Here is a 24867-nt window from a genome sequence, read left to right as displayed (position 1 = left end):
CATTTAAAACTCAACATTAATACCTATTCATATCGTACGGCATCGGCGGGTTGAACCTGTCCGGCCCGGTGGGCAGGATACCAACTTGCCAGTATACAAAGACCCAAACTGGCTACTAAAATAATGGATACATCTAATGGACTTATCAGTACGGGATAAGCATCAATAATAAATGCTGATGATAGTTTTACAAAGCCGAATTTCATTTGAGCCCAGCTTAGGGCAAGGCCAAGAGTACCTCCAATTCCACATCCTATTAAGCCAATGTACAGTCCCTGTTTCCTGAAAATGGATTTAATACCTTTTCGGCTATATCCCATCGACATTAAAATGCCAATGTCTCTTTGTTTTTGAATGACAATCATTGTTAATGACCCAATAATATTCAGAACAGCTACTATCACAATCAGGATTAATACTAAAAATGATCCCCACTTTTCCAGGTACATCACATCATACAGCGGCTTCTGTAAATCGTACCAAGTCGAAATTTTGAAATCCGTTCCCAGAATGACCGAAAGCTTTTCTTTCACTTCCTCTGCCTGCTCATTGTTGGATAACTTTATATCCATTCCGGTGATTTCACCCCGAACCCTAAATAATCGTTTAGCCGCTTCAATGTCTACAAAAACTTTTGGCGAACCTGTTATCTGTTGTAAATAATAGGCCCCCCGTAAATCAAAACGGAAAGATTGAGGGACGGTAATTTGGGTGAGTGCATTTTTCATGCCGGCCGCACTTAGCAGGGCTAAATCATCTTCAACATTAAGGCGTAGTCGGTTTTTAAGATCTTCATGCACTATGATGCCTGGTGTTCTGTTGCGGACTGAGAGGTCGAAAACCCCTGTAGTCACACTTTCTTCAATATCAACAAGCTGAAAAAAGGAATCTCGCTCAACCCCCTTAACATCAACTACCTCATTTTGTGATCCTTCAATCGCCAATAATGCTTTTCCTTCTACATAGGGAGAGATAATTTGTACTTCCGGTAATGAACGAATCTGCGACATTATTTCTTCGTTTTGTGCGAATGTTTGAGCCCCGGAAGCCTCGATCCGCAAATCAGGGTCGTACGACAACAAAAAGCTTTTAATCACATCAAAAAAACCATTAAACACGGAAAGAACCACAATCAGCAGGGCCGTACCAATGGTAATGCCGGTAATACTGATAAAAGTTAGGGTAGAAATAAGGGAGATATGCTTGCGCGAAAACAAGTATCTCTTTGCAATAAAGCCGGAATTCTTCATGTACCTAAAATATAGAATCGTTGAATCGAAAGCACTTTAAATGGATACACAAAATTTTGTGAAATTTTAGTATCTTTATCGTCCTTTCAAATCCAAAAATGGTGATGAGTTTTACACTATCAAAAGAAACAATTGCTTCCATATCTGACGGGTCACATGGGGACCCTTTTTCAGTTTTAGGGTTACATGAAACAGACATAGATGACAAAAAGAAATTAGTCCTGCGAACATTTAGACCGGAAGCAAAATCCGTAACAGCCATAATTGGTAGTAAGAAGTATGAACTTGATCTGGTTTCCAAAGAAGGATTATTTGAAAAAGTATTTGCCCGCCGAAAGAACCGTTTTAACTACGAGCTACAAATTACGCCCCATAAAGGCGAGCCATTTACTATAAAAGATGCTTATCAATTTAATTCTCTTATCAGCGATTTTGATTTACAGCTTTGGGGTGAAGGCAATCATAACCAGGCTTATGAGTTCATGGGAGCTCATCCACGCGAGATTGAAGGCGTAAAAGGAACCCATTTTGTAGTTACGGCACCCAGCGCAACACGAGCCAGCGTGGTTGGTGAGTTTAACAGCTGGGATGGACGTGTTCACCGTATGCGAAAATTTCACGATCAGGGTATTTGGGAAATTTTTATTCCACATGTTCAGGAAGGGGATTATTATAAATATGAAATTATTACCCCGGTTCAGGATTCTCCTCTAAAAAAAGCTGACCCTTTTGCCTTTTATTCTGAATTGCGTCCGGGCACAGCTTCCATTGTAAAGGGTATTGATAACTATGCATGGGAAGATGCTGACTGGATTAAAAACAGACAGGAAAAACAAGGATACGATCAACCCATTTCAATTTATGAAATGCATCTGGGTTCCTGGAGACGTAAAGTTGGCGAAGAGCCCGGTTTTTTAAGTTATCGTGAAACGGCCGACCAGCTGGTGCCTTACTTAAAAAATTTGGGATATACTCACGTAGAACTAATGCCCATAGCCGAACATCCGTATGATCCCTCATGGGGATATCAGATTACCGGATATTATGCGCCCACCAGTCGCTTTGGTACCCCGGAAGATTTTATGTACTTCGTAGATCAATGTCATCAAGCCGGTATTGGGGTGATTGTGGATTGGGTACCTGCTCACTTTGCAAAAGACGAACATGGACTACGGCGTTTTGACGGAACCGGACTTTTTGAGCATGACGACCCCCGAAAGGGCGAACACAAAGATTGGGGAACTTGTATTTTTAATTTTGGGCGTACTGAAGTTCAAAATTTTCTCGTCTCAAACGCAATTTATTGGTGTGATAAATTTCATATAGATGGGCTTAGGGTTGATGCCGTAGCCTCGATGCTATACCTGGATTATTCCCGCGATGAAGGTGAATGGATTCCAAACAAGTATGGTGGTCGTGAAAACATCGAAGCCATCGACTTTTTAAGGAAATTCAACGATTCGGTACATCATCACTTTCCTGGAGTTATCACTTTTGCTGAAGAATCAACTTCCTGGGGAGGGGTATCCCGTCCTACAGAAACCGGGGGCTTAGGATTTGATTTTAAATGGAATATGGGGTGGATGAATGACACGTTAACCTATATTCAAAAAGATCCTATTTATAGAAAATATCATCAGGATCAGCTTACCTTTTCTCTGATATATGCTTTTTCAGAGCATTTTATGCTTCCGTTTTCTCATGATGAAGTGGTACATATGAAGGAATCTATGCTTTCAAAAATGCCCGGCGATGATTGGCAAAAGTTTGCGAATCTACGGCTCATTTATTTATACATGTACACCCATCCCGGAAAAAATTTACTTTTTATGGGATGCGAATTTGGACAGTGGTCAGAATGGGATGAATCACATTCTCTTGACTGGCATCTATTGGAATGGGAAACTCATCAAGGAGTACAACAACTTGTTAAAGATTTAAACTCGATAAACAACCGGGAAAAACCACTGCACGAAATTGATTTTGACTGGCGCGGCTTTGAATGGATTGATGCCAGTGATGCTGATAACAGTATTATTTCTTATATCCGCAGAGCCAGGGACCCGGAAGATTTTGTAGTTGTAATTCTGAATTTTACACCTAATGTTCACTACGGCTATAAGGTAGGCGTACCCCATGCAGGTGAATATGAAATTTTATTGAACAGCGATTCGGAATACTATGGTGGAAGTAATGCCGGAGATAGTAAAATTCATGCTGAATGGGGAGAGTGGCATAATCAAAAAGCCAATATCTCTGTTACCATACCTCCGCTGGCAGGGCTAATTTTAAAACCAAAGGAATAGATACTACATGCGCTTTCCACGTTCTTGCGGCTGTTTAGTTCACCCAACATCCTTTCCCGGTAAATATGGAATGGGAGATTTTGGGTTTGAGGCCCGAAAATTTATTGATTTTTTAGATCGAACAAATCAATCCATCTGGCAGGTTTTACCCCTTACCCCAACCGGATATGGAAACTCTCCCTATGCCAGTTATTCTGCTTTTGCGGGGAATGTATATCTAATCAGCCCAGACATCCTTCACAAAAAAGGGTTACTGACTCAGGATGAGATTGATGACATTCAATTACCCTATTCTACTGAAGCTGACTATGAAGCATCTTTTAAAAATAAAGATCGTGTGTACCAATTGGCCTTTAAGCGTTTTTTCGATTCCATAAAAAAAGAAGAAAAAGAAGCCTTCAATGCGTTCAAAAAGCAAAATAAACACTGGCTCGATGATTTTGTGCTTTTTATGGCCTGTTCTCTCTATTACAACAGGCAACCCTGGAATACCTGGGATGAAGACATAGCTCAGCGTAAACCGGAAGCACTTAAAAAATATCGGGAGAAATTTAAAGAACAGATTGAATATCAATACTGGCTTCAGTTTGAATTTAACAACCAGTGGATTGCCCTAAAAAATTATGCCAACCAAAAAGGTATTCGTGTAATTGGCGATATTCCTATTTTTGTTGACCATAACAGTGCTGATGTTTGGGCTAATCCCGAATATTTTGAAGTGGACGAAAAGGGAAACCGAATGTTAGTAGCCGGGGTACCACCTGATTATTTTAGTAAAACCGGCCAACTTTGGGGAAACCCTCTCTATAAATGGGATAAGCTTGAAGAGGATGGTTTCTCTTGGTGGGTAGATCGCTTCAAACAAATGTTTTACGCCTTTGATGCTATTCGTGTAGACCACTTCCGTGGTTTTAATGCTTACTGGGAAATTAAAGCCTCAGAAAAAACAGCTGAAAATGGACGCTGGGTTAAAGGTCCCGGTAAAAAACTTTTTGATACTATACTTGAACAATGCGGAGAACTGCCCATTATCGCGGAAGATCTAGGATTTATGACGGAAGGTGTTGAAAAACTGAGAGATAAATACAATTTTCCGGGCATGAAAATCATTCAATTTGCCTTCGACTCAGACTCTGCCAACGATTTCTTACCCCATAATTATACACCAAATAGCGTTGTCTACTCAGGCACCCACGATAATGACACCGCTATAGGGTGGTATAACTCAACCAACGAAACCGAACAACACAAAGCGCGCACATATACCCGCTCAAGTGGCGAAAATATTCACTGGGAATTCATCCGGCTGGGCATGCTTTCAGTAGCAGATCAGGCTATCTTCCCATTACAGGACTACATGGGTTTGGATGAGTCACACAGAATGAATATCCCCGGCACATCGTCGGGTAATTGGCTGTGGAGATACACTTACGAAATGTTCAAAAATGTAGATGAACAACACATTCAGCACCTTGTTGAAATAAGTAATCGTCAAATTCATAGAAATACATAACTCAATAAATGCTTGATTTCATATACAGACTGTGTTTTTGTATATTCCAAGCTTAGAATTTTTAACTGAAATATATGGCATTTACACTAAATCACTTACCTAAGCGAACTGATAAACCACGCAAAAGGGGGTTAACCCTTGCCTTAGATAAAGGATATAGCGTGCGGCAAGCTCAGGATTTCGTTGAATCCAGTTCCAACTATATAGACGTTGTAAAATTGGGTTGGGGAACAGCATATGTTACCCAAAACCTTGAAGAAAAAATTGAAGTCTATCAAAGTGCCGATATTCCGGTTTATTTTGGAGGCACTTTATTTGAAGCCTATGTACTCCGCGATCAGCTTGACGCCTATGTTCAGTTGATGAAAAACTACAACATACAGCATGTGGAAGTTTCCAACGGCACCATATGGTTATCCGATGAAAGGAAACAGGCGATCATTAAAGAACTGAGCCAAGAGTTTTACGTGTACTCCGAAGTTGGCAGTAAAAACCCTAACGATATCATTCCTCCCTACAAATGGGTTCGAATTATAGAAGAAGAACTTAAAGCCGGAGCACAAAAAGTTATTTGTGAAGCCCGCGAAAGTGGAACTGTTGGAGTATTTAGACCCAATGGCGAAGTTCGCTCCGGATTGATAGAAGAAATCACCGATCAAATATCACAAGACAAACTTATTTTTGAAGCCCCTCAAAAAGAGCAGCAGGTTTGGTTCATTCGGAAGTTTGGCAGTAATGTCAATCTTGGAAATATTGTACCAGCAGATGTAATTGCCGTTGAAACACTCCGGCTGGGCCTTAGAGGAGACACCCTTTTAGACTTTTACTCATTGGATGACGATGAGGATCTAAATAGTGTTATGAAAAATAATACAGCACCAAATTAAACCAGAGTAATCACTGAGAGCACATATCTATGAAAATTCTTTACGTTGCCGCAGAAATTTCCCCATTTGCACGCATGACTTATACAGCCGATTTACTTCGGTTTTTGCCTGCTTCACTTCAAGACAAAGGGTTTGAGATCCGCATCTTACTTCCCAAGTATGGATCCATTAATGACCGCAGAAATCGATTACATGAAGTAATTCGACTTTCCGGTATAGAGGTTAAAGTGGGGGATACAATCGAGACGATGAAAATTAAAGTGGCAAGTATCCCCAATGCTAAACTGCAGGTTTATTTCTTAGACAACGACACTTATTTCAAGAGAAAAGGACTATTCAGAAAACCAGATTCAGAAGAATTTTATGAAGATAACGATGAGCGGTTGGCATTCTACAATAAAGGAGTGCTCGAAACAGTTATTAAGCTCGGCTGGGAACCGGACATTATTCATTGTCACGACTGGCCGGCCGGATTGACTCCGCTTTTAGTGAAAACTTTATATAAAGATGAGAAGATTTTTCAGAATACTAAGATTGTGTACAATCTGCATCACCCTATTAACGAGGGAGATTCAGACTCTGCACGGGTATTAGAACTTCTCGGATTACCCGCTGATACTGATATCGACAATTTGACTGAGGAGGGCAAAGTTGATTTGCTCAAACTCGGGCTCAAATACAGTGATCATGTGGTTACGGGTAATTATCTAAAAGATGAATTCGATGATATCTTTGATGAACTGGGAATTAAGCCTGAGAAAATTCAAGGCTCCCCGGAAGATGTCTCCGATAAATTTGCCGAATATTATCGGACGATATCCGACGCTGAATAATAGATAGATAGAGAACATTTTAAATATATTTTAATGACCAGAAGAAATAAGGGCCTCACTTCCTTATACACGGCGCTATTTGCACTAATTTTAATTTTTAACGGCTGTGAAAACCCGGGGAGCGTTGGTGATGATTTCACAAACTCTCCTGTTGTTACCTTCGATACCTTAGAGGTTAAAAACACCTCTGTATTAAATTTTGAGGATGGGTACTCAGGAAATTTTCCTTTTATGGCAATGGGAAAATATAATGATCAAATATTTGGTGATATTGATGCCACAACTTTCGTTAGACCTATTAGAAACCCCAATATTCCTGATAGTTTAGAAATAGAGGGAAACAACTTTTCTATGAAGCTTGAAGTTGGACTTGACAGCGCTCAAACTTACGGAGACACACTCGGTACTGCCTCATTTTCAGTGTATGAGATTACCTCTCTTTGGAGAGGAACTTCACATCGGGTAAATGATGAATTAGATTACAATGAAGCAAATTTAATAGGTCAGTTCCAGGTTGGCAGTGAAAAAAACATCCTTATTGATCTTGCTGATTCATGGAAAGATAAGTATGCCTCATATTTAAATAACGAAGAAGACAATGCGGATTCTTTATACCAATATGAATTTCATGGTTTAGCCATTGTGCCGACGGGTAGCTCAGGCAAAATTGATTTCCCCAACGCTTCAGAAACTCGTTTTCTAATTTTGAATGAGGATCAAACTGATACTGCTTCTGTGCCTCTTAATAATTGGGCTTATAGCATAAATCGTTCTAATGTACCTCAAACCGAGGGTGCTTTCCCTTTACATACCACTATGGAAAGTGCCATGAGAATTGTTTTTCCTACAGAAGAGTTAAAACAGAAACATTCTTCCTCTAATATTATAAAATCAGAATTGATTTTTTATTCAGCTGAAGAAAATCTTCAAAACTCTTTGCCGGTTAATCATTACAGGCCTAATATAAACTTATTGGGTTTAAACCAGCGAACCGTCGACGATGATGTCTTTGAATATCAGCTTACCGACCCCGACTTTATTGCCCCCATTATTGAAGACAGTGCTTACTTTAAAGCACCTGTCAATACTTTCGTAAACAATGCTTTGTATGGCGAAGAAGAACAGAACGAAATGATTGTTGGGATAGGTTCAAGTTCAGGCATTCTCCGTTCAACTTTAATATTCAATTCTGAAGCACCTTCACATAAAAAACCAAAATTAATAATTACCTATATAGTGAATGAAGAAAATTAACATTCATAGCTTTTTAAGTTTAGCAATTGTAATCTCAATCTTTGCTGCATCATCAGTATTTGCACAAGACGACTCCAGCAGTAAAAGTAAAGGGGGGTCCTTTTACTCACTCTTTGGCCTTGGTTTCCCAACTGATAACAATACAGCCAGAGAGTTGGGTTTAGGTATTCCAGGTGTTTCATTAGATAACTCTCAATCAAATAGCTTATACAATCCGGCTCTGTGGGGGAAAAATGTGCTGACTACAACATCATCAGGTTTTTTGTTTTCGAAGTTTAATTCTTCGGACAATAATACTGCTAACGAAAACTCTTCTCTTCAAGCAAACTACCTACAATTAACGTTGCCTATTTATAGAGAAAAATTTGGTATATCAGCCTCTTTATACCCTGTAACACGCTCCAATTATCAGTTCACAAATACCACCAACACTATCGTAACTCCGGAAGACGACACTATAAACTACAGAACTGAAACAACCGGATCTGGTGGGGTAAACAAGTTAGAAATTGGTTTTGGCTGGACTATTAATAAAAACTTTGCCTTTGGTTATGCTCCGTCATTAGCATTTGTTTCTCAAAAAACAATAAATAATGCTTTTTTCGACCGAATTGACTACGGTAACACCACCATCAGTAATAAAATAACCGGTTCATCTTTTAGCCATCGTTTTGGAGCTTTGCTTTCATTTCAAAATATCATTAGCTCTGACGACAGAATTACTATTGGGTCTTCTTTTATTTTACCGGTAGAAATTTCTGTTGATGAAAAGATTGTAAGTACTAAACAAGTTAATGGCCGAGACCGCGAAGTGACACTCAACGAACAATCCGGATTAGGGGCTAAATTACCTGCTGAATGGACCGGTGGAGTTACATATTATCCTTCAAACCTTTTCAATATATCGTTAGAAGGTAAGTTACAAACGTGGAGCGAAGCTGAATCTTCCATAAACTCTAATACTCAATCTCTTGAACTATCAGATCGTACCAAATTAGGCCTTGGTGCTGAGTATCACCCCTACAAAACGAACTCAACGAGTTTTTTATCTAATTTCAGATATAGTGGTGGGGTTTCATTTGACTCGGGTCATCTGAGTTTTCAGGGAGATGATATTAATACCCTTTGGTTTTCTGCCGGTTTAGGAATAATTTCCCCCTTTTCTAATTCAACTATTGACATCAGTGCCCAATACGGATTACGTGGCACTACCTCTAATAACCTTGTTAGAGAAAAAATTTGGGCCCTTAACTTATCTGTTAACTTGACTGAACTCATGTTTTTCAGACCCAAATTGAATTAACAAAAACTATTAAAACATAATAAATCAATATTCTGCTGAGTTTTATAGACCAACAGGATTAATAATATCAAGACCGATGAAAAAAATAATAACGCTTTTGTGGATATTTTTTGTTAGCGTCCCCCTTGCTTTTGCTCAATTTGATGATTGCCAGGAAGAGCCGCCCAGTGGGTTAGGTCAATTACCTGCCTATTCTATTTTTCAAGAAAATTATAAAAACGGGGATTATGACTTAGCGCTTAAATATGGTAGGTGGATCATTTGTTCTAACCCTGAGACTATTGAAGGATATTCAGCATTTAAACTGAATACTCAGTACAACAGAATGATTAACATCTATTCTGAAATGGGACGCTCCAAAGAAGACCCTACCGAAAAAGCCGCTTATATAGATACTGCCCGAATTTTGATAAACCGGGCTTTAGACCTTTTTGGAGATGACCAGGAAGAAGAATTTGATCTTATCTTTAAACGAGGCCGTTTCTTCCAGCAAAATTACAACGAAATTGAAGATGGCCTTCAAAAAGCCTACTCAGATTATGAAACGCTTATTCATCTCAACCCTGAAAGAGCTACAACTATGGGCGATGGGTATTATTTACGTCAAGCTCTTAATAACGCTGTAAGGCAGGATAGAGTTGAAGATGCACAAGAGCTTATTGACTTAACTAAACCACATGCCAGTGGAGATATTTTAAATTTCATCGAGGAGAAACAACAGGAGATTCTCGGTTCTCCGGAAGAGCAAATTGCATACTTCTCTCCAATGGTCGAAGAAGACCCAAATGATATTGATGCATGGAAAGCACTCGAACAAGCTTATGAGGGCACCGGTGACCGTGAAAAGCTGAAGGAGGTAAAAGTTAAGCTCAATGAGCTTGAACCAACCTACGAAAGTGCTTTGGATTTAGGTGATTTAGCCAAGAGTAACGCCAACTATAATGAGGCTATAAAATATTACCAACAAGCATTGGATCGTGCTTCAGATGACTCTCAACGAGAAACTCTATATCTAAGCATGGCAGATATGTATATCAGTTCTGACAGATTAGAAACAGCCAGAGAGTATGTTCGAAGAGCAATAGAGATAGATCCAAACAATGGTACTTCTTATATAAAAATGGGTACCATCTACAGCGAAGCTATTACTAATTGTACAGAAGAATCCAGTTTAGAGCCCAAAGACAGAGTGGTATACTGGCTAATAATTGACTACTTGAATAAAGCCAAACAAGTTGACTCTTCTGTAACAAATACCGTGAACAGTCAGCTCTCATCTTATGAGGCGGTGACTCCATCTACAGAGGATAAGTTTTTAACACTAAATTTAGAAGATGGACAAGAAATTCAAATTGATGGCTCTCTTAAAGCTTGTTACAGCTGGATCAACGAAACAACAACCGTTCGCTAATTTGCTATCAATAAAAACATTTGTATCTTTTCTTATCCACTAATTATTTTAGATGCGGATAATTAATCCGCATCTTTTTTCTCTCCTCTCTCTTTTAATTCACAAACATTTCTGTTTTAACACTTCGATATTCAATCGGGAGAAGGATTTAACAACACGCATCAAGTACATGGCACGCAAAAAAAATTATAAAAAAAACAAGAATCGTAATAGCCGCAGTAAAGGGAATGTCTTTATTCCAAAGTTTCATTGGAAGAATAATCAAGGTGTTGCCGGACGGTATGCCGGAGTTCTTGAGATAAATGAAAAGGGGTGGGGCTTTATCCGGAAATTGGATTATGAGTTTTCCTACAACCCAAAAGATCCCTTTCTAAAACCTGAAGAAGTTAAAGATTTAGAACTCAGACCTGGTCTTGTATTGGAAGGAGAGTTTGAGGAGGATAATCAGGGGCATAAACATGTTTCTTCTGTTGAAATTGTAAATGGCCGGCCTGTTGAAGCCTGGACCAAATCAAGCCGTTTTGAAAGACAAACACCCATCATGCCTGTTGACTGGATAAAACTTGGGTTTAATGCCGATGATGTAGAGATGCGGGTTATGGATTTGGTGGCTCCCATTGGAAAGGGGCAACGCTCGCTTATCGTTGCACCTCCCCGAACCGGAAAAACTGTATTATTGAAAAAAATTGCCCGAACTCTTAAAGATAATTATGATGACATTCATGTAAGCGTATTACTTGTTGATGAGCGTCCTGAAGAGGTCACCGATTTTATCAGATCTACGCAGGCAGAAGTATTTGCCTCTTCAAACGACAAGCAAACACAAAGCCATATCAGAATTACTGAAATGGCTCTTGGTTATGCCAAACGGAAAGCCGAGATGGGTGAAGACTCCGTACTACTCATTGACTCACTTACGCGGTTAGGAAGAGCTTACAATGCCATTCAATCCAATAGCGGGCGCACGCTATCAGGTGGATTAGATATAAGGGCACTTGAAATTCCTAAGAAAATTTTTGGTTCAGCACGGAAAATTGAAGGCGGCGGCTCACTTACCATTATTGCAACTTGCCTGGTTGAAACAAACTCCAGAATGGATGATCTCATTTTTGAAGAGTTCAAAGGAACCGGAAATATGGAGTTGGTTTTGGACCGTGAGTTGGCTAACGACCGAATATATCCTGCTATAAATATTCAAGCTTCAGGTACCCGAAATGAGCACAAATTCATTACTGATTCTTTAGAGGAGCGAAATATGGTGAGAAGGTATCTTCTGAAAAAATCACCCAAAGAATCTATGCTTGGGCTTCTTAAGGTCCTAAAGAATACGGACAGCAACCAAGAGCTTCTAAACCAAATTGCTGCCCTGGCTTAATGATTTCCCTACGTCACTGATACCTTATTTTACTTTTCTAAGGATGAATTTTGAGGAGTCAGAGCCTTGCCTAATAAGGCATTGGTAAATTTTCCACCAGCATAAGCTTGTTCTCCATTAATGAAAACATGCCTAATACCTGTTGAATACTGATGTGGGTCAAAAAATGTTGATCTATCTTGAATGGTATTCATATCAAAAACCACGATATCAGCATAATATCCTTCCTCGATTAATCCTCTGTTTTGTATCCCCATTATTTGAGCGGGAAGTGATGTGGAGGACCTTATGGCATCAGGAACACTGATTGTTCCATCTGTCAAAGCAAATTTATGAATTTTACGTGTGAACGTGCCGTAATATCGTGCATGAATATCCGGGCCATCTTCAGGTAAAGTAATCATGCCATCGGTAGTGGTAGCCGTCCAGTCTGTTTTTGCAATAGCATCAAGGTCGTCTTGGTGCATAGAGAAGCTTCGAAGCCTTACGCCACCGGGTCTGTTTTTAAAGCCATCTTGTTGAAGTTTTAAAACCATCTCTACATTTGAGATCTTATGCATTTGGGACAACTCAGCAATATTTTTACCGATATAAGAAGAATCGGGATATTCGAAAACCACGATTCGTTCAGCCCCACCCCTGTATTTCATGGAGTGAGTAATATCTTTGTATAAGGTCTCTCTCAATTCTTCATCTTGTAGGGCTTCTTTTACCGGCAGACTGAAGTCGGGTTCCTCTTCTCTTTCTATTCCAAATTCATCAAAATCAAAGGCCCATCGGGGAATTAAAACGGTACTACCATCACTGCCACTGGTGTTGTAAGGATATTGATCTGCGTAAATCGGAACCCCTCTTTTCCTTGCCTGCTCAACCAATGATATTGCTGCCCCACTTCCTCCCCAATAATTTGATCCTCGGGACTTTAGGTGAGAAGCTACCACCGTAGCTCCGGTTTTCTCACCTATTTCTATGGTTTCTTCAACCGCATCTAAAAGCGTGGGTGGGTTGGGATTTTCATCACTTGGCAGCCAAAGCATTGGTGTTTTTGCTTCACTTCGTTGATGAGAAATATAAACGCCATTGTAAGGTACTATTTCTTTAACTAAAGCCACAACTTCCTCAGTATTACTCCATCGGCCGGGAACGTATTCAAGTCCGGCAGACATTCCAAAAGCACCTTCTTGCATCGCTTCCCTAACTTGATTCCTCATATCCATAATTTCGCTTTCAGTAGCCAATCGTCGATAATTTTCACCTAATGCTTTTCTGCGAATGGTATTATGGCCCACCAACAACCCGGTATTCACCCCAATTCCCATTGATTCAAGGTTTTCCAGCTGCTGATCAAAAGGTTCATCAACCGACCGTCCATCGTGATTGCCAATTATAGTAGTAATACCTTGCGAAATAAGATTAGGAGCTTGTCGCCTTCTCACATCATCAGAAGCAATACCACCCTCTAATGCAATAGGACCGTAGGCATGGGAATGAATATCAATAAATCCCGGAGAAACGTATAATCCTTTAAGGTCAATAACTTCTGAAGCTGAAGCACTTTCAAGATCACCTATACGGTCTATTTTTCCATCTTTTATTGCGATATCAGCTTTAAACCATGGGTTCCCTGTGCCGTCAAAAATGCGGCCGTTTTTCAGTATTACATCGTAAGAATTACTCTGTGCCAAAACCAATCCTCCCCAAGCAATAAATAAGGTTAACAGAAAAAGGATTTTCGCATTTATTTTTGGTGAGAAGGACGCCATGGTTTCATGTTTTTGATTTTAAATCACAGGCAAAGTAGGATCTATCTCTTTTGCCCAGCGTTTCATTCCGCCTTTTAAACTATATACATGCTTAAAGCCCGAGTTTTCAAGAATTTCAGTTGCATCTTGGCTTGTATTCCCTGAACGACACATCACAACCACTTCAGACTCTTTATGCTCTTCAATTTCATCTAAGCGACTTTCAAGATTTTCGTAAGGAATGTGTAAACCGTCAATATTAGATACCAAATACTCATGATGTTCCCGGACATCAAGTAAAAGAAATGATTCTTGGTTTTCCCTTTTTTCTTTTAGCTCATGAACTGTTATCAATTCCATAGGATTATTTTATTCTTCTGAAGTATATCGATCTAATTTAAATTGTTTTCCAAGATATAAACTCTTCGCTTTTTCATCTTCAGCTAAGCGATCGGCTGAGCCTTCCATCAAAATTCTTCCTTCAAACATAAGATACGCCCGGTCGGTAATTGCCAGTGTTTCATGTACATTGTGATCTGTAATAAGGATCCCAATATTCTGATGGCGTAGGCCGGATACTATTTCCTGTATATCTTCAACCGCTATAGGATCTACTCCGGCAAATGGTTCATCCAATAAGATAAATTTTGGATCGGTAACAAGGGCGCGGGCGATCTCGGTTCGCCGTCTTTCCCCCCCGGAAAGGCTATACCCTTTGCTATCAACTACCTTATGAAGCCCAAATTCTTCTACAAGCTTATCAACCCGACGATTAATTTCTTTTTGAGGCACGGTAAGAAATTGCAGTACCGATTCCAGGTTTTCACGTACCGTCAGGTTTCTGAAAACACTCGCCTCCTGCGCCAAATAACCAATTCCCATACGTGCTCTTTTATACATGGGCTCGCGAGTAAGATTTCTTTCATTAAGAAAGATTTTCCCGGCATTGGGCTTAACCAATCCAACCATCATATAAAAAGTCGTTGTTTTACCTGCCCCATTAGGACCAAGAAGCCCCACCACTTCTCCTTGTTTCACATTGATAGAAACATCATCTACAACCGTTCTTTTGCGATAACGCTTTACCAAGCCTTCGCTGTGCAGCTTAAGATCCGGTTGTGATTCTGTGCTCATAAAATAATCAGGCTATGGAAAGTGAATTCAGGATAGATTTAAAAATAGGCTTTCCATCTTCAGATCCAAGAATTTTTTCCATGGCTCGCTCGGGGTGCGGCATCATGCCCAGGACATTTCGTCCTTTATTGCAAATGCCAGCAATATGATCTACCGATCCGTTGAAGTTGGCTTCTTCTGTGAACTGACCATCTGCATCACAATAACGAAATAAGATTTGATCGTTATCCTGAAGTGATTTCAGCCCGTCTTCTTCAATAAAATAATTTCCTTCTCCGTGAGAGACCGGTATATCGAGCACCTGTCCTTTTTCTAATCCTGAGGTAAAAAGACTATCCGTTGATTCCGTTCGGATATATACATTTTTGCACACAAACTTTAGCTTCTCGTTGTGCATCATAGCCCCGGGAATGAGTCCTGCCTCAAGCAATATTTGAAATCCGTTGCAAATCCCCATCACAGGGCCTCCATTTTCGGCAAACTTTATGACTTCCTGCATTATGGGAGAAAAGCGAGCTATAGCACCTGACCTGAGATAATCACCATAAGAAAAGCCCCCCGGTACAATTAAAAAGTCGATTCCGGAAAGGTCGGTATCCTTATGCCATAAAAACTTGACTTCGGAATTCATTACGTGTTTCATGGCATGGTATGCGTCGTGATCGCAATTGGAGCCGGGGAATACTACTACGCCAAATGTGGCCATTTTTTTATCCTTTTATTTCAGTAACCAGTTGAATTTCTTTTAGCACACTGTCGATTTTCAGGCACTCTTCGAACTCGCCCTCATGAACAAGTGCTTTGCCTTCGTTATGCACCTTCCAGGTTTTGTCTTCCGCTTCCGAAAGGCTGCATCCGGTAGCTTTCATGAGCTGTGAAATCACCTCATCAAAAGTATGGATGTCGTCGTCATAAAGAATAAGTCGCCACGGCGTATTTACCGATTCCTCAACTTCTTCTTCAGTCTTTGTTTCTGTGAGTTCTTCTGTTTCCGACTCAGACATCACGAGCACGTCGATATGTTGAGTATTGGAAACCATGGATCAAGATTCGATTGTTATTTCGAAATCTTCCATAACTTCATTCGCCAGCAGTTGCGCACAGGCTGACTCTACAATTTCTTTGGCGGCATTTTCATCTTTGGCATCCACATCAAGTTCAATAAATTTACCGATGCGAACCTGCTGAACTTCATTTAGTCCAAGGTTTTGCAAGGCATGATGAGCCGCTTTTCCTTTAGGGTCCAAAATTGATGGACGGAGCGTTACATTTACTTTCGCTTTGTACATATTCAGGCTTGTTTAAAGTGAGTGCCAAAGTTAAGCTTTCTGCGACTTAGCTGCTAACTTCTCTTTAAGAATACAGGAGTCAGGACTCAGGATTCAGATTTTTTCTGAGTACTAAATCCTGAGTCCTGACTCCTTTTTGGTTTCTAATTCTTCAGTTCAATCTATTTAATACTTTTTCCTTCATTTCCTCAGCACTCATCTTATCCGCCTCCAGCCAGTTAATAAACTCCCAACGCTTATACCAAGTAATTTGCCGTTTTGCATAACGCCGGGTACTTGTTTTGATTTTTTCAACCGCCTTTTCCAGTGTCCATTCCCCATCCAGGTATTTGATAATCTCTTTGTACCCAACCGTATTCAATGATTGAAGTTCCTTTGAATGCCCGGCTTCTAAAATAGCTTTCAGTTCCTCCACCAAACCGGATTCAATCATGTTGTCCACCCGGCGATTGATACGATCATATAGTATTGGCCTTGGCCACTTTAGCCCAAAGACCATGGTGTTCTCATCCGGTTGAATTTCACCTTGCTGATGGAAGCTGCTAAAAGGCTTCCCGGTTTGCATCCACACATCCAGGGCCCGAATAATTCGTTGTCGGTTCATTCCATCCATATTGTCAGCATATTCCGGATCAACTTCTTCCAGCTTTTGGTACAGGGATTTTAATCCTTCTTCCTTAATCTGTATCTCAAGTTGTACGATGTTTTGCTCATCCGCTTCCGGCATTTCGTTAAATGGTTGTATCAAGCTTTGAATATGAAGGGTACTTCCGCCGGCATAAATCACATGCTCAGATTCTTGGAGAATGTCCTTTTCCCACTTCGCCGCCCGCCTTTGAAAGGCCATTGCATTATCTTCTTCCTCTAATTCAAGCAAAGAAATGTTGTAGTGCGCAACTCGGGTTAAGTCTTCTTGAGAAGGCTTTGCCGTCCCTATATCAATATGCTTGTAACATTGGCGGGAATCTGCGGAAATGATTGCGGTATTCAGCTGTTCAGCAAGCTGAATGGCAAGCTCGGTTTTTCCGGATGCGGTAGGGCCTAAAATGATGATGCGCAAAATACTGTGATTTTAAATTTATATTAGTATAAGACAGAAAATTTACTATTAAATTAATAATTATTTGCTTTTAACTATATATATATATTGTTTTTGTTAACAATAATTAACTAATGAGGTACAGTATGAAATTTTTAATTTTAAGTTTAGGGTTTCTGTTTATGGGGTCTGTCGATTCAAAAATAACAGTAGAGAACACAACATGTATGGTAGATCCTTGTGTCGAGCTTGTGGATAATTGTAGAAATACCGCAACAGAGGCATATATCAGCGGGGATTATACATACGCAGTATATATAATGTTCTATGATAGTATTTGTCCAAATGCAGGATTAGAATGCATCTTTGATACAATGTAATCCCTTAAAACAATAAAGTAAGCAACGATTTGTTGCTTACTTTTTAATTCTTCTGTAATGCGATTATTAATACTGATCATTTTTGGTTTACTAGTTCAAGATATTAGTCCAAATCAGGAATACAAATTCTATAATGAATATCCTCTCAATGACTTAAACCGAACAAAATTTAATCAAATCATTGACTTTAAAATTTTAAAAGAAAATATTTTTATTTCAGATTTTAAAGGATCTAAAATTTACAAGTTCTCTCTTGATGGTCAGCTACTTAACAGTAGTGGGTCTCAAGGAAGAGGCCCTGGGGAATTTGAATATGGGCCAAGACATCTTTCCTCAAATAATGGTTTTCTTTATGTATCAACAATGATGCCTTTTTTTCAGATCTATGATTTTGATTTAAACTACATTGAAAATAAAAGGATTATAGAATTTGCTTCAAATATTTATGGATTACATACTGATTCTGATAATCTAATAATTGTACCGACTCAATTTTACGAAGAAAATATATTTACCTATAATACTAAAAGTGAAGAAATAGATAGCATCTTTCTTGACTTTGAAATAGCTCCTGGGCTTTTATCAAAGTATGATGTATTTAAATTTGAAAAGAAATGGCTCTTTGCTTGGGAGTTTCAAAACCGATTTGAGCTCTATGATTCTACCTTTTCTAAAGTTAACTCATTTAAACTTCCTAATATACCAGAGAAGGCAGATGGGAAATATTCTGATTATCCGGTGATCCCCAAAGAGGCAAATAGCTATCAAGCTAAAGTGTTTACTAAAGGATCTTTTTTCCCTTTTGGCACATTCTTTACTTCATTTACAAAACTTGACGAAGAAAATTTTTTGGTTCAATTTGGTGTACAAACAGGTGGTGATAAACAAGCTGTAATTGTTGATTTAAAAGGTAATTTAAAGCAACAATTAGAATTACCCGAAAAAGGAACCATTATCTTAGGTTACCATAACAATATACTGTATATGCAAGAGAGGAAAAGCCAATCTATTATTGCTTATGAATTCAGAAATTAATCTTTTCTATTTAAAATTTGCCTTGAGTATGGGGGACGGCTAAAAAACTATCTAAAAATCAAACCGAAGAGAAATACGGTGGGTAAAACCTAAATCACTGGAAGCACCAGCAAAACTGGTGAACCCGTAATCAAGCACGAATGAAGAGAGTTGTAATCCCATACCTAAGGTTGGTGAAACTGAAAAGCCTGAAATAGGATCTGTTATAAAGTCCGTAACACCGGCTCTCAATGCAACCACGTCTTTGTAATTTGCCTCTGCTCCCAAATGGGGTTCAATACTCATTTCTCCTACATTTATGTAATACGCCCGACGGTTTTCAAATAAAAGATCTACATCCGCCGCTGCGCTTACCACAAAATCTGTATTCACCTTAAATAGCTTAGATGCTCCAAGTTTTACCGAGGGAAGTACATATTCATTTTGTCCCGTAGGCAATGTGGCTCCCAAGCTGTCGAACTGTGCTTCATAATCTCCAAAAGCAGACTCATTCACATCCCACATTTTTTGCATGGTGGTAATATCGTGAATGGTCAATCCAACATCAGCAAACTCGGTTTTAACCTTCACTCCAACATCAAGACTGTAGCCCCAAGCCTGGGCAAAAGGCCCTAATTTATGGTGAATGATTTTAGCTGAAGCGCCATACGAAATTCGCTCATTTTGCTGCCTCGCATAAGAAAAGAATACCGCCATGTCGGCTGCGCTAAATCGGGTTATATAATCTTCTACATTTCCTTTAGGAGCATCTCTCTCCCGATCCCAGGCATTTAAGGTGTTGGCAATATTATCAACTCCCTGTCGAAAAAAGCTAATCGACACAACTCCATCCTGTGTTTTTAGCGGCAAGGCAGCTGCTCCATAATCATACCCAACAATGCCACTGAAACGCTCAGAATGCATATACATGATTTGTGGCGTTTGAACTTCAGCAAGACCGGCCACATTCCAATAGGCAGCGGTTACATCATTGGCGAGGGCAACATGGGCACTTCCCATTCCCAGGGCTCGAGCTCCGCTTCCGGTTCTTAGAAAATCATTCCCATACTTAGCCTGAGCCGATTGTGCATTGCTTAAAAGCGGAAATGAGGAAAAGAATAAAAGCGCTAATAGAAGGCGGTTCATCAAAAATTGCTAAAATAAATATTACAAGTTACTGTAGCGCTTAAACGATATATAAGGAGACTTATTGAGGTTGAAAATTGCACTTTCTGCGGTTGCAGAGAGACCCAGTATTTCTTAGTATAAGCACACTCCAATGAAAGGGCAACTTTGGGAAAAATTAAGCCCTTTAACCATTTTAAATAAAACGTTTATGAAATTTTCTGTATCGAGTAATGAATTGAACAAAGGACTTTCGGCCGTTATTGGAGCCGTCCCCTCCAAAGCAACTCTTCCCATTCTGGAAACCATCCTTTTTGAGAGTGAAGATGGGAAATTAAAACTCACTGCCACCGACCTTGAAATATCTATCATTGAATATATCAACGCAGATATTGAAGAAGACGGAGCAGTAGCGATACCTGCCCGCCGCTTGCTGGAGACGCTCAGACAACTTCCCAACATTCCCGTATTTTTTGATGTGGATGAACGAAAGAACATCAATTTCCGCACCGATAAAGGTTCATATAAGCTGGTAGGAGATGATGCGGATGAATTCCCTGAGGTTCCTAACCTGGATGAAGGAACAACTATCAGTACTACCACGGAATTGATGAATAACGCTATCCATAAAACACTATTCGCTGTTTCGAGTGATGATTTACGGCCTGCTATGATGGGGGTTTACTTTCAGCTTGGCACCGATGAAAGTAAGTTTGTGGCAACGGATGGTCACCGCCTGGTTAAATATACCAACCGGGAAATTAAAGCCGATACAGATGTAAATTTCATCGTTCCCGATAAAGCTTTAAATCTCATCCAAAAAACGATTGATGGGGAAACTTGCGATCTCACCGTTACGGAAGATCATGCCCGCTTCAAGAGTGAGAGCACTATTGTAATAACCCGACTTATTAACGAGCAGTATCCAAATTATGATTCGGTTATTCCGCGAGACAACGACAAGTTCCTAACCATCAGTAAAGACCAAATGCTTTCCACGGTTAAGCGGGTAGCTATTTTCTCAAGTTCTACTACGCGACAAATCCGTCTCCAGCTTGGATCCGATAAACTCACCATTCGCGCTGAAGATCTTGATATGAGCAGCGAAGCTAAAGAAACCATTGGCTGTGAATATTCTGATGAGGAAATGGAAATCGGCTTTAACGCTAAATATCTCGGTGATGTGTTAAGTAATATTGACGATGATGAAGTAACGTTTGAATTTTCATCTCCAAATCGTGCCGGTATAGTCAAGCCATCTGAAGAAGGCGAACATGAAGACATCTTGATGCTTGTGATGCCGGTTATGCTCAACAGCTATGCTTGATGAGTCAAATAATTACTCTTACAACTGATTTTGGTTTACAAGACTATTATGTAAGTGCCATGAAAGCGGTGATGTTGGGTATATCGCCCGATGTCCGCTTCGTTGATATTTCTCACGAAATCCCCCCTCAGGACATCATGGCCGGGGCTTGGGTAATCCGAAACACCGCTTTTCTTTATCCCCCCGGAACGGTCCATTTAGTGGTTGTTGATCCCGGTGTTGGGACTTCACGAAATCCCGTGGCTCTGAAGATCAAAGACCAATATTTTGTGGGGCCGGATAACGGAATCTTCTCTTTGTTCTTCAATGAATTTGAGTACGAAGCCTGTAAGTTGAGTAATCCTGAATTTTGGCGGAAAGGAGTCTCCAATACCTTTCACGGGCGTGATATTTTTGCGCCGGTTTCAGCCCACCTCAGTAATGGAGTTTCTTTAACGGAAATTGGCGAACCTATTGATGAACTGGTTACCTACCATTGGGCAGTGCCTATTGCCGATAAAGATGGGTTGCAGGGCTGGGTGGTTCATATCGACCGCTTTGGTAATCTTATCACCAATATTTCCGAAGAACTCATCGAAAAACAGCTGGAAAAAAAGAACGTCAAAATCTATGTCGGCAATACTATGTTGAACAAAATTGTCTCAACTTTTGGGGATGTGGAGGAAGGAGAACCTGCCGCATTCATCGGCAGTTCAGGCATGCTGGAAATTGGCATTAATAAAGGAAATGCCGGACGGATGTTAAGTGTTGATAAGGGAGCACAAATCTCTATTGTTTTGCAAAAGTAATTTTTGTCGAGTAACTCTGCTCTAAAGCAGTTCATTTGCTTAAACTTTCCAAAGAATTAGCCCTGTAACACAATACAAATCTAAGCGTACCCCTTTAAAAAATGGTTCACTATGAAATTAGAATTACGTTCTCCTATTGACGAGCGCGCTGGAATCCACGTTCCGGATGAAGTGGCAAACCTTGAGATGCCTTTTAACGGAACGGTTGGCTCCAAAGAGGGCGATGAGTACCAGGTTAAGAACAACATCATCGACTTGTTGGGCAAAGAACCTGAATTTACCTCCATAGCTCAAAGCACCAATCATTGGAAAATTACCGCAGCCATTTATGAAGATCTATGGCGAAAACGATCGCTATCCTTACTTTCCGGTGAAGAGTTCCCCATCGAAAAAGAACACGAATTACTTATCGACTGGACCGCTCCAAAAGCAGATGGCTGGTATCTGGACCTGGGATGCTCCACAGCACTCTATGGTCGCGCACTCAAAGCTGCACAGAAAAAAGCTAATATTGTAGCACTCGATTTTTCTTCTCAAATGCTGGAAGAAGCCCGCCTCAAAGCGGAAGCCGATGAAACCAATATGTACTTCCTCCGGGCCGATGGTCGCGAACTTCCGTTCTTCTCCAAAACCTTTGATGGCGTCGTAATGGGAGGGACACTGAATGAACTCACCGAAGAGCTTAAAGTACTTTACGAAGCCAAACGTGTGCTAAAAGAGGACGGGGTCTTTTTTATGATGCACCTCATCAAATCCGATGCCTGGTACGGTCGCTTGCTTCAGGAGTCTGCAACTTTTGGGGGTATCAACTTTTGGACGGTAGATGAAAGCAATAAGCTTTTCAATCAAGCCGGGTTTGAAGTGGAAGATCAGTTGGTTAAAGGCATTGTTTGCTTCACGAAATTAACACCGGCGTAGCCGGAATGATAAATTTTAAATGTTGAATGTTAAATGCGGAGGCCACCCCATTTAACATTTAGCACTTACACATTTAAAATTATCTACATTTGCTCCGGGGCTGTAATCCCTAAAATACCCAATCCATTTCTGAGAACTTGTGCTACCGCTTTAGCCAACGTCGTTCGGGCCTGAACCAGTTTTTCATCTTCCCCTAAGATTCTGCAATCATGATAGAAAGCAGTGAATGCAGAGGCCAAGTCATTCAAGAAAGTAATCACGTGATGGGGTTCCCGAAGTCGGGCTGCACTTGCGATGGTTTCAGGGAATTTCAGCATGGTTTTGATCAGTGTGATTTCACTTGGATGGGTAAGCAAGCTCAGATCAATATCTTTCGAGAAATCGTATTCATCTTCTACCTTTCGCAAAATACTGGAGATACGTGCGTGGGCATATTGCAGGTAAAACACCGGGTTTTTTTCGCCGGCTTCTTTGGCTTGTGCAATATCAAATTCCAAGTGTGTGTTGGGGGAGCGCATCAGGAAGAAGAAACGGGTGACGTCAGCACCTACTTCATCCATCAAATCATCTAATGTTACAAAATTCGCTTTTCGTGTACTCATTTTGAACGGCTTTCCATCTTTCACTAAAGTCACAAACTGGTACACCACTACATCTACTTTTTCCGGATTGTAACCAAGTGATTTAATGCCATTCAGCACATCAGGATATGTGGCAATATGGTCGGCTCCAAATACATCCACACATAGATCGAAACCGCGATCCAGTTTGTTGGCGTGGTAGGCAATATCAGGTAGACGATAGGTAGGCTCACCGGTACTTTTTACCAGAACCGTATCTTTGTCTTTGTCTTTGTCGAATTCGGTGGTCTTAAACCACACGGCGCCGTCTTTGTCATATACCAGATCTTTATCTCTCAGCTTTTGGATGGTCTCTTCAATTTTACCGTCGTCATACAAGCTCTGCTCGTTGAAATAAGAATCCATTTCGATCTTCATCCGCTCCAGCGTACTGCTTATATCTGCAAAAATCTCTTCTTCAGCTTTTTCTTTGAAAGGTGTTTCATCTTCTGCTTCAACAAGTTCGTCGCCTATTTCATCAACCAAAGACTGTGCTATATCGCTTATATATCCACCTTCATATCCACCTTCGGGAAATTCTCCCTCTTTGCCCAACAGCTCAAGATATCGGGCGCGCACACTTTCACCCAAAACGCGCATTTGTCGGCCGGCATCGTTGAAGTAATATTCGCGTTCCACTTCAGCACCGGTCCATTCAAAAAGTCGGGCTACGGTATCTCCTAAAACAGCATTTCGGCCGTGACCCACAGTTAAAGGCCCGGTGGGATTCGCACTTACAAATTCTACAAGCACCCGTTTTCCTTCATAGGAAGAAGACTTCCCAAAATCAGCTCCCAAACTCAATATTTTACCGAGTTCATCGAACAGATACTCCTCAGTAAAACGGAAATTAATGAATCCCGGTCCGGCTATCTCAACGGAAGAAATTTTCTTTTCATCATAATCTAAACCACCCACAATTTTTTGAGCAATAGCTCGGGGATTATTTTTCAACGGACGTGCCAGCGTCATCGCTATGTTGGAGGAGGCGTCTCCGTGTTCCGGTTGTTTGGGATCTTCAATTTGAATATCGGGCCGCTCATCTAAATCAAACTGCTTGAGCGATTCACCAATGATTTCAACTAAATATTGTTTCATGGAAATAATAGGTTTTCAAATTCACCCCAAAGATAAGGGAAAAGAATCTCGAATATTGAATATGGAATAAGGATTTTTTGAGGGAGGGCTATCAAAGCACAAAGTCACTAAATTTCAAAAAATCCAAAGTGATTCTTTGTGATTTCGTACCTTGATGGCAAATTGACTGTGGAAACAGAATCTGGATTGAGGGTTGAGCAAATCAGGGTACAAAAAAGCCACTAAACCTTTCCAGATTAAATGGCTTACAAATATAAAAAA

At 40.2% G+C, this 24867-nt stretch carries 22 protein-coding genes; 12 read left to right on the top strand and 10 right to left on the bottom strand.

Going from position 1 to position 24867, the window contains the following annotated elements; genetic code table 11:
* Positions 1 to 23: 23 nt before the first annotated feature.
* Positions 24 to 1250: an FtsX-like permease family protein gene (locus RI561_RS01905; protein ID WP_395078524.1), complete on the bottom strand. Its 1227-nt coding sequence runs from the start codon at positions 1248 to 1250 to the stop codon at positions 24 to 26.
* A gap of 104 nt (positions 1251 to 1354) precedes the next feature.
* Here RI561_RS01905 and glgB point away from each other — a divergent pair, with 104 nt between their 5' ends.
* The 8 genes from glgB to rho all read left to right on the top strand — a co-directional run bounded on the left by glgB (position 1355) and on the right by rho (position 12132).
* Positions 1355 to 3556, top strand: a complete 2202-nt coding sequence (glgB, locus tag RI561_RS01900; protein WP_395078523.1) for a 1,4-alpha-glucan branching protein GlgB — start codon at positions 1355 to 1357, stop codon at positions 3554 to 3556.
* Between the two features lie 7 nt (positions 3557 to 3563).
* Positions 3564 to 5069: a 4-alpha-glucanotransferase gene (gene malQ, locus RI561_RS01895; protein ID WP_395078522.1), complete on the top strand. Its 1506-nt coding sequence runs from the start codon at positions 3564 to 3566 to the stop codon at positions 5067 to 5069.
* 74 nt (positions 5070 to 5143) lie between these two features.
* A complete protein-coding gene (locus RI561_RS01890) occupies positions 5144 to 5956 on the top strand; it encodes a phosphosulfolactate synthase (protein WP_395078521.1) in 813 nt (270 codons plus the stop codon).
* Between the two features lie 29 nt (positions 5957 to 5985).
* Positions 5986 to 6789: a glycogen/starch synthase gene (locus RI561_RS01885; RefSeq protein ID WP_395078520.1), complete on the top strand. Its 804-nt coding sequence runs from the start codon at positions 5986 to 5988 to the stop codon at positions 6787 to 6789.
* A gap of 33 nt (positions 6790 to 6822) precedes the next feature.
* Positions 6823 to 8043, top strand: a complete 1221-nt coding sequence (locus tag RI561_RS01880) for a hypothetical protein (RefSeq protein WP_395078519.1) — start codon at positions 6823 to 6825, stop codon at positions 8041 to 8043.
* The gene (locus tag RI561_RS01875; protein WP_395078518.1) at positions 8030 to 9346 is read left to right on the top strand and encodes a hypothetical protein; all 1317 of its coding nucleotides are present in this window, start codon (positions 8030 to 8032) and stop codon (positions 9344 to 9346) included. The genes RI561_RS01880 and RI561_RS01875 overlap by 14 nt, the downstream gene beginning before the upstream one ends.
* Before the next feature lie 76 nt (positions 9347 to 9422).
* Entirely contained in the window at positions 9423 to 10757 is a 1335-nt protein-coding gene (locus tag RI561_RS01870) for a tetratricopeptide repeat protein (RefSeq protein ID WP_395078517.1), read from the top strand.
* 169 nt (positions 10758 to 10926) lie between these two features.
* Entirely contained in the window at positions 10927 to 12132 is a 1206-nt protein-coding gene (gene rho / locus RI561_RS01865; protein ID WP_395078516.1) for a transcription termination factor Rho, read from the top strand.
* A gap of 29 nt (positions 12133 to 12161) precedes the next feature.
* Here the strand turns inward: rho and RI561_RS01860 are convergent, their stop codons facing one another.
* From RI561_RS01860 to miaA, 7 genes are all read right to left on the bottom strand, one after another.
* Entirely contained in the window at positions 12162 to 13895 is a 1734-nt protein-coding gene (locus RI561_RS01860) for an amidohydrolase family protein (protein ID WP_395078515.1), read from the bottom strand.
* A gap of 18 nt (positions 13896 to 13913) precedes the next feature.
* Positions 13914 to 14234 carry a rhodanese-like domain-containing protein gene (locus tag RI561_RS01855; protein WP_395078514.1) on the bottom strand — a complete coding sequence of 107 codons (321 nt, stop codon included), beginning with the start codon at positions 14232 to 14234 and terminating at the stop codon, positions 13914 to 13916.
* Between the two features lie 9 nt (positions 14235 to 14243).
* Positions 14244 to 15008, bottom strand: coding sequence for an LPS export ABC transporter ATP-binding protein (lptB, locus tag RI561_RS01850; protein ID WP_395078513.1), 765 nt, complete (start codon positions 15006 to 15008; stop codon positions 14244 to 14246).
* A 7-nt stretch (positions 15009 to 15015) separates the two neighbouring features.
* On the bottom strand, positions 15016 to 15714 hold the full coding sequence (purQ, locus tag RI561_RS01845) for a phosphoribosylformylglycinamidine synthase subunit PurQ (protein ID WP_395078512.1): 699 nt from the start codon (positions 15712 to 15714) through the stop codon (positions 15016 to 15018).
* Positions 15715 to 15718: 4 nt separating this feature from the next.
* Entirely contained in the window at positions 15719 to 16012 is a 294-nt protein-coding gene (locus RI561_RS01840) for an ATP-dependent Clp protease adaptor ClpS (protein ID WP_395078511.1), read from the bottom strand.
* 39 nt (positions 16013 to 16051) lie between these two features.
* The gene (gene purS / locus RI561_RS01835; RefSeq protein WP_395078510.1) at positions 16052 to 16297 is read right to left on the bottom strand and encodes a phosphoribosylformylglycinamidine synthase subunit PurS; all 246 of its coding nucleotides are present in this window, start codon (positions 16295 to 16297) and stop codon (positions 16052 to 16054) included.
* 151 nt (positions 16298 to 16448) lie between these two features.
* Positions 16449 to 17357 carry a tRNA (adenosine(37)-N6)-dimethylallyltransferase MiaA gene (gene miaA, locus RI561_RS01830; RefSeq protein ID WP_395078509.1) on the bottom strand — a complete coding sequence of 303 codons (909 nt, stop codon included), beginning with the start codon at positions 17355 to 17357 and terminating at the stop codon, positions 16449 to 16451.
* Between the two features lie 416 nt (positions 17358 to 17773).
* Between miaA and RI561_RS01825 the strand changes: the two genes are divergently transcribed.
* Complete coding sequence (locus RI561_RS01825; RefSeq protein ID WP_395078508.1) at positions 17774 to 18751, top strand: 6-bladed beta-propeller; 978 nt, start codon at positions 17774 to 17776, stop codon at positions 18749 to 18751.
* A 51-nt stretch (positions 18752 to 18802) separates the two neighbouring features.
* Here RI561_RS01825 and RI561_RS01820 read toward each other — a convergent pair whose 3' ends face one another.
* Positions 18803 to 19876, bottom strand: coding sequence for a PorV/PorQ family protein (locus RI561_RS01820; RefSeq protein ID WP_395078507.1), 1074 nt, complete (start codon positions 19874 to 19876; stop codon positions 18803 to 18805).
* A 190-nt stretch (positions 19877 to 20066) separates the two neighbouring features.
* On the opposite strand from RI561_RS01820, the gene dnaN reads away from it, so the two are divergent.
* The 3 genes from dnaN to RI561_RS01805 all read left to right on the top strand — a co-directional run bounded on the left by dnaN (position 20067) and on the right by RI561_RS01805 (position 22888).
* A complete protein-coding gene (gene dnaN / locus RI561_RS01815; RefSeq protein ID WP_395078506.1) occupies positions 20067 to 21182 on the top strand; it encodes a DNA polymerase III subunit beta in 1116 nt (371 codons plus the stop codon).
* The gene (locus RI561_RS01810) at positions 21182 to 21970 is read left to right on the top strand and encodes an S-adenosyl-l-methionine hydroxide adenosyltransferase family protein (RefSeq protein ID WP_395078505.1); all 789 of its coding nucleotides are present in this window, start codon (positions 21182 to 21184) and stop codon (positions 21968 to 21970) included. Before dnaN ends, RI561_RS01810 begins: the two co-directional genes overlap by 1 nt.
* A gap of 111 nt (positions 21971 to 22081) precedes the next feature.
* The gene (locus tag RI561_RS01805; protein ID WP_395078504.1) at positions 22082 to 22888 is read left to right on the top strand and encodes a class I SAM-dependent methyltransferase; all 807 of its coding nucleotides are present in this window, start codon (positions 22082 to 22084) and stop codon (positions 22886 to 22888) included.
* Between the two features lie 83 nt (positions 22889 to 22971).
* On the opposite strand, the gene argS is transcribed toward RI561_RS01805, so the two are convergent.
* Complete coding sequence (argS, locus tag RI561_RS01800) at positions 22972 to 24606, bottom strand: arginine--tRNA ligase (protein WP_395078503.1); 1635 nt, start codon at positions 24604 to 24606, stop codon at positions 22972 to 22974.
* Positions 24607 to 24867: the final 261 nt, after the last annotated feature.

The organism is Gracilimonas sp., assembly GCF_031581265.1.
In the GTDB taxonomy this organism is placed as follows: domain Bacteria; phylum Bacteroidota; class Rhodothermia; order Balneolales; family Balneolaceae; genus Gracilimonas.
Note: the sequence above shows the minus strand (reverse complement) of the source record. Positions and strands in the feature narration are given on the sequence as shown.

Bases quoted from the DNA above. Each gene is read 5' to 3' on its own strand.
- RI561_RS01905 (WP_395078524.1), bottom strand. From the start codon at position 1,250: ATGAAGAATTCCGGCTTTATTGCAAAGAGATACTTGTTTTCGCGCAAG.
- glgB (WP_395078523.1), top strand. From the start codon at position 1,355: ATGAGTTTTACACTATCAAAAGAAACAATTGCTTCCATATCTGACGGG.
- malQ (WP_395078522.1), top strand. From the start codon at position 3,564: ATGCGCTTTCCACGTTCTTGCGGCTGTTTAGTTCACCCAACATCCTTT.
- RI561_RS01890 (WP_395078521.1), top strand. From the start codon at position 5,144: ATGGCATTTACACTAAATCACTTACCTAAGCGAACTGATAAACCACGC.
- RI561_RS01885 (WP_395078520.1), top strand. From the start codon at position 5,986: ATGAAAATTCTTTACGTTGCCGCAGAAATTTCCCCATTTGCACGCATG.
- RI561_RS01880 (WP_395078519.1), top strand. From the start codon at position 6,823: ATGACCAGAAGAAATAAGGGCCTCACTTCCTTATACACGGCGCTATTT.
- RI561_RS01875 (WP_395078518.1), top strand. From the start codon at position 8,030: ATGAAGAAAATTAACATTCATAGCTTTTTAAGTTTAGCAATTGTAATC.
- RI561_RS01870 (WP_395078517.1), top strand. From the start codon at position 9,423: ATGAAAAAAATAATAACGCTTTTGTGGATATTTTTTGTTAGCGTCCCC.
- rho (WP_395078516.1), top strand. From the start codon at position 10,927: ATGGCACGCAAAAAAAATTATAAAAAAAACAAGAATCGTAATAGCCGC.
- RI561_RS01860 (WP_395078515.1), bottom strand. From the start codon at position 13,895: ATGGCGTCCTTCTCACCAAAAATAAATGCGAAAATCCTTTTTCTGTTA.
- RI561_RS01855 (WP_395078514.1), bottom strand. From the start codon at position 14,234: ATGGAATTGATAACAGTTCATGAGCTAAAAGAAAAAAGGGAAAACCAA.
- lptB (WP_395078513.1), bottom strand. From the start codon at position 15,008: ATGAGCACAGAATCACAACCGGATCTTAAGCTGCACAGCGAAGGCTTG.
- purQ (WP_395078512.1), bottom strand. From the start codon at position 15,714: ATGGCCACATTTGGCGTAGTAGTATTCCCCGGCTCCAATTGCGATCAC.
- RI561_RS01840 (WP_395078511.1), bottom strand. From the start codon at position 16,012: ATGTCTGAGTCGGAAACAGAAGAACTCACAGAAACAAAGACTGAAGAA.
- purS (WP_395078510.1), bottom strand. From the start codon at position 16,297: ATGTACAAAGCGAAAGTAAATGTAACGCTCCGTCCATCAATTTTGGAC.
- RI561_RS01825 (WP_395078508.1), top strand. From the start codon at position 17,774: ATGCGATTATTAATACTGATCATTTTTGGTTTACTAGTTCAAGATATT.
- RI561_RS01820 (WP_395078507.1), bottom strand. From the start codon at position 19,876: ATGAACCGCCTTCTATTAGCGCTTTTATTCTTTTCCTCATTTCCGCTT.
- dnaN (WP_395078506.1), top strand. From the start codon at position 20,067: ATGAAATTTTCTGTATCGAGTAATGAATTGAACAAAGGACTTTCGGCC.
- RI561_RS01810 (WP_395078505.1), top strand. From the start codon at position 21,182: ATGAGTCAAATAATTACTCTTACAACTGATTTTGGTTTACAAGACTAT.
- RI561_RS01805 (WP_395078504.1), top strand. From the start codon at position 22,082: ATGAAATTAGAATTACGTTCTCCTATTGACGAGCGCGCTGGAATCCAC.
- argS (WP_395078503.1), bottom strand. From the start codon at position 24,606: ATGAAACAATATTTAGTTGAAATCATTGGTGAATCGCTCAAGCAGTTT.